Annotated in this window: 4 protein-coding genes; 2 read left to right on the forward strand and 2 right to left on the reverse strand. The window is 31.9% G+C overall.

Features of this window, described 5'->3' with window-relative positions; all coding sequences use genetic code 11:
* On the reverse strand, nucleotides 1-2,513 hold a 2,513-nt coding region (locus DVW06_RS16605), incomplete at its 3' end, for a Rib/alpha-like domain-containing protein (RefSeq protein ID WP_274543598.1).
* Between the two features lie 760 nt (nucleotides 2,514-3,273).
* On the opposite strand from DVW06_RS16605, the gene DVW06_RS16610 reads away from it, so the two are divergent.
* Both DVW06_RS16610 and DVW06_RS16615 read left to right on the forward strand, forming a co-directional pair.
* Nucleotides 3,274-3,660, forward strand: coding sequence for a sigma-70 family RNA polymerase sigma factor (locus tag DVW06_RS16610; protein WP_137264905.1), 387 nt, complete (start codon nucleotides 3,274-3,276; stop codon nucleotides 3,658-3,660).
* Nucleotides 3,661-3,745: 85 nt separating this feature from the next.
* The gene (locus DVW06_RS16615; protein ID WP_137264906.1) at nucleotides 3,746-3,937 is read left to right on the forward strand and encodes a helix-turn-helix domain-containing protein; all 192 of its coding nucleotides are present in this window, start codon (nucleotides 3,746-3,748) and stop codon (nucleotides 3,935-3,937) included.
* A 412-nt stretch (nucleotides 3,938-4,349) separates the two neighbouring features.
* On the opposite strand, the gene DVW06_RS16620 is transcribed toward DVW06_RS16615, so the two are convergent.
* A partial coding sequence (locus DVW06_RS16620) for a polysaccharide deacetylase family protein (protein ID WP_153226866.1) occupies nucleotides 4,350-4,861 on the reverse strand: 512 nt, incomplete at its 5' end.

Consider the following 4,861-nt stretch of genomic DNA (forward strand, 5'->3'; position numbering starts at 1 on the left):
TCTGGAGTATATTTTTCAGCATCATTTCGATTGTCCACTACTTCCACTGGAACTTTCACTGTATCTTTTGTTCCATCTGGGTACGTAACTTCTATCGTTCCTTCGTACTCACCTGGCTGGGTTGTATCAATGACACCTTCTGGTGTAACATCGTTCACTTTCGTGCCTTCCGGCAACTCTTCAAGATTAGTTACATTATCCGTTAAATCAATCGTTCCTCCATAGTTGACTTCTTCTTTTTCTACTTCTGGTTCATAAAATTCAGCATCACTAGAAAGTTTCTTATAATATAAATTAATGACATTTCCATCTTTTTGTGTAATTATTAAACTTTCAGGATCGGCAGTCACAAACTCATAATTACTAATTTCGTATGTTTCCCCCATATCCATTCCATTAATTTCTTGACCAAACGTAGAAACTAAATAGGTTGATTCACGTAACTTCAATAATTGTTCTGTATCCTTGGTTGAATAATCATAGAAATTAATAGTAGTAGGGAATAAATTAATGTAACTTGAAGCAAGTGAGTTTCTTACTACTCTCTCTTGATCATTTTTTTTATCCGTAAACCATGTTTTAATTTCTGCTGTTACCAATTGATCTTCATCTTCAATTAGAGGTTTAGGCATAACAGGAATATCAATAAAGTTTGCACCAACAAATGGTGAGGAACTCAAAGTATTCATAAAGCTCTCAACAGCATTAACGTAGTAAACTCCGTTTTCATACTGACCAGCTTTATCCTTGTTGACTTCAATTTTTATTTTATTATCTACAAACATATTCTTTTTCAACATGACAGGTGCATTTGATCCACCGTCATGATGGTTGATACTATTTTCTCTGTATACTTGCCAAATCGTAATATAATCATCATCTGAAACTAAATTTAATATTTGTGGATCAATCTCAATATTAAATGAAACAGGTCGACCTAAATCAAGTGCCGTTCCATATAAAAGGTTATTCATGATTGTATTCTGAACTCTAATCAGACTTTTATCAGTTCCTTCGAGAATATTACTGAACTGACCATCGCTCCCCATTTGCTTTCCTTCATAAGTAGTAGTAATTGTATGGATAGATGGTGAATTTAACCAATTTGAACTATTTTCTTCTGGCTCTTCTTGTGAAAGATCAATAATAGTATTCTTATTTAAACTTTCTTTAGCAATAGTTGCAACACCAGAACTTGATTGACCTTGTAAACGAAGTTGAACACCAAACTTATCCCTTCCAAGTTCTTGCTGTAACTCTGCGACATCTTTTGATAATTTTATATAGATATTTGCTTCATATCTCTCAGCCTCGAGAGGAACTGATGGAAATACACCCCAGTTTCCAGATAACGCACCTCGGTCCTTAGGTTTTACACCTGGAATACGTGTAAAAAATTTATCTAATAATACACGATAGATTCCGCCAGTTGTTTGATCTACTTGTGCATAAGCATCACTTACACCGGTCGGGGTTCCGAAAGTATTTACATCACTCAATGTATTAGCATCTACTTTTTCAAAATATCGTTGGTAACCAACTTGCGCACCGATGTTTACAGTATTTTTTATGTTGATTTCTTTAATATATTTCATAAGCTCTGGATCCACACGAAGATAAATCCAATCAATTGCAGCTGGTGTTGCTGCAGCTCTATAGGCCATTTTTAAATGCAATTGGGTAGGATCATTCTTTTTTACACCCACATACGTAATTCCAGTCTGGGTAATCAAAGTTCCAGAAATGTTAGAATTGTCTGGTAGTGCCCAATCTTCTAAAAAAGTTTCTCCAGTTTGAACATCCAAACTCCTAATTCTTCTGCGTAAAGTACTTGATGCTGGTGACGAAAGATTTTCCTCTGATAAAGACGTACTGTCTTTTTTGTCTATTTTTTGTGGAGTAGCATTTTCTATATCTGTACTAGTGTCCTCTAAATTGACGAAATCTCTTGGTGTATCAGATAAAACTGTCGTATCTTTATCTACTTCTTGAGTATTACTTTTTATACTTTCTTCTGTAGCTCCTGTCATCTGATTCTCAACTGAAATATCATCACCGTTATCTTCATGGGGATTCATTTCTAATTCTTGAACAGCATCATTATCAGTCGAGTCTTCATTTTGAATAATAAACTCTGACTGAACTTCAATACTATCTTCAGATAAATTTGTAGTTTCTAGATTGTTAGTAGATTCATCAAATGAATTTTCTGATCCAGAAACGTTTGCTTTCGAATCTAGTTCTAGTTCGTTATTTATAGAGCTATCTTCCGACATATCAATATTTTGTTTTTCTTCTGAATTACTTTCTTTTAGACCAGAATTAGTCAAACTAGATTGGATTTCACTTGATTGATTTATCTCTGTTGTTTCACTAGCAAAAGAAACTGTAGGATAAGAAATTAATCCTATTCCTAAAAAAATTGCACCGATAATGAAAGAAGCCGCTCCACCTCCTCCTTTTTTCTTTTTAATTGCGTACTTAAACTGCTTCTCCGTTTTTTGATAAAACATACTATTTATCCTCCTTACATAAAAATTAGCTGAAAATAAAACTGAAAACGAACGTTCATTTTATTAAAAAATAGTAAAACACGTCCGATTTATCATATAATATATTAAAATATATTTTCAATAATTTCAATATGAACGATCATTTTTTACCCTTCTATTAAATATATTTATATTGTGTCCATTTAGCCTTTTTCCTCGTTGTTAATAATGAAAGGAGAAAACGCTGAAACTAGAAGAAGAAAAAAATGCAATTTATAAACAAATGAGAATAATACTCGAAGAAAGGAGGAATCTTAGTAGAGATTAATATGAGTTAAAAGCGAGACTTTTTTCAATATACAATATCAATTCACTTAATAAGCCGAATAAGGACGAATATAAAAATAATGATTATCACTAAAAAATTAGAAACTATTTCTAGATAGGATGAGTTACTAACAATATATTGGGGAAAGGACAAATAAACAAGTGCTTTCATACTCAACTATCAGTTTGACCGGTGTGCCAATTCTAAAAAGTACAGGCCATCCACTATCAAATAAAGAAATCTTCAAAAATTCAACCAATCATCTTGGTTTAAGCATTTCCTACGATAACTTAACTCATAATATTTTTCTCAAAATAAACATTGATAGTAAAGTAACATCAATGTATAAAGAGATTATATTATAGAGTTTATTGATAAGTATAGATTGCATTAGCTTCTTTTCACGCTTTCTGTTCATTCTCCTTTTAAATTTGATTGGAAGAAGTGAGTAGAATGTCAGAAAATGATGAACGCGTGAATGCCCAACTTATTCGTTTTTTTGAAAAGGTCATCGAGAATACCGCAAACTCCTATTTTAAAAAGCAGAAAAAGATAAGAGACCATGAACAACTCGATCAATTTCCTCAAAATTTCTTTACTGAAAATAAAATCAAAGTCAAGCAACCTGTTCCTATTTTAAATATAACTTTTAAAGTTGAAGATGCCAAATTAGCTAAGATTATTCCTTTGTTAAAAGAAAAAGAACAGATATTTCTTGTTGAAAAATTTATTTTCGACAAGACAGATAAAGAGATTGGAGAATCTTTAGGTATTACGAGACAAGGAGCCACTAATCTAAAGCATCGCCTTTATCAAAAAATCCAAGAATTGCTTATTTAAAAATTATTCACTCGATTTTAATTTCAATTCTGATACGACCACCTCCTGTAAAAAACATTTAAATTTATGGAAAGGAAAAGGGTCTATGAATACATTGAAAGAAGATTTCATTTTAGCGAAATCTGGGAATGAAGAAGCCATTGAAGCCATTCTTAAAAGATTTAGCTCTTTGATACACAAAAAATCGTGGAGAAACGGAAAATACGACCAAGATTGCTATCAGGAGTGTATGATCGCAGTATATCTTGCAATATCAAAATTTGAAATCAAAACATAAAAACATGGGAGATGCCTTTTGCTTCTCCCTTTCTTCATGTCTACTTCAAATTTTCCATCAAATTTCTTAGCTCATTTTAAGTGAATTTCTTACAGTTTTTACTACCATCTTTACTATCAGGATATCTTTCTATTTTTGAAGTAGATCCGTTATTGACTTATAATTAAAAATAATGTAGTGCTTGTGTTTATATTAGTTATTATACTTGACACACTTTATCAGTTTTTTTTATTTAACTTTTCTTCTGAAAGAGAAACTACAAATATATTATTTTACCTATCAACAAAAATAATAAAAAAGGATTATTTTATTATTGATAATAGTATGTTTTACCCATTTAAACCAAAGCTCTTCTATCTAAAAATCTCTTTTTTGAATGAATCAAAGGATTACATCAAAATTTTTAAGATAGTTAATCTACTAGTCGCTCATCATTCATACCAAAATATTGATGCAATGGTTTTTGTTTTCCTGACAATAGTTGATCGATCGTCACAAATTCGTATCCTTTATTTTTTAACATAGTGATCAATCCTGGTACAGCTTTGACTGATTCAGGATGGATATCATGGATCAGGATAATTGCCCCATTAAAGATGTTCTGTTTGACAACATTATTGATTGCTTCAGGATTTCTTGATTTCCAATCCAGCGAATCAATATTCCATTGAATAATTGGCATACCAATTGCCTCAGCACTCTTTTTATCGATAGCACCATAAGGGGGACGGATATTGCGAGGTAAGACACCCGTAGCTTTGAAAATTGCTTTATTAGCTTTATTTATTTCACTTTGTAATTTTTCTGTCGAAAGTGTATTCAATTGTGGATGAGAATACGAATGACATGCTACCTCATGACCCTCGTCGTGGACTTGTTTTGCAACATCTGGATTTTGATCCACCATCTGTCCTAACATGAAAA

The sequence above is a fragment of the Enterococcus sp. ARL09-542 genome (assembly GCF_005234805.1).
Taxonomy (GTDB): domain Bacteria; phylum Bacillota; class Bacilli; order Lactobacillales; family Enterococcaceae; genus Enterococcus_D; species Enterococcus_D gallinarum.

What these genes read in the sequence shown, in the direction of transcription:
- DVW06_RS16610 (WP_137264905.1), top strand. Translation starts at nt 3,274, where the DNA reads ATGTCAGAAAATGATGAACGCGTGAATGCCCAACTTATTCGTTTTTTT.
- DVW06_RS16615 (WP_137264906.1), top strand. Translation starts at nt 3,746, where the DNA reads ATGAATACATTGAAAGAAGATTTCATTTTAGCGAAATCTGGGAATGAA.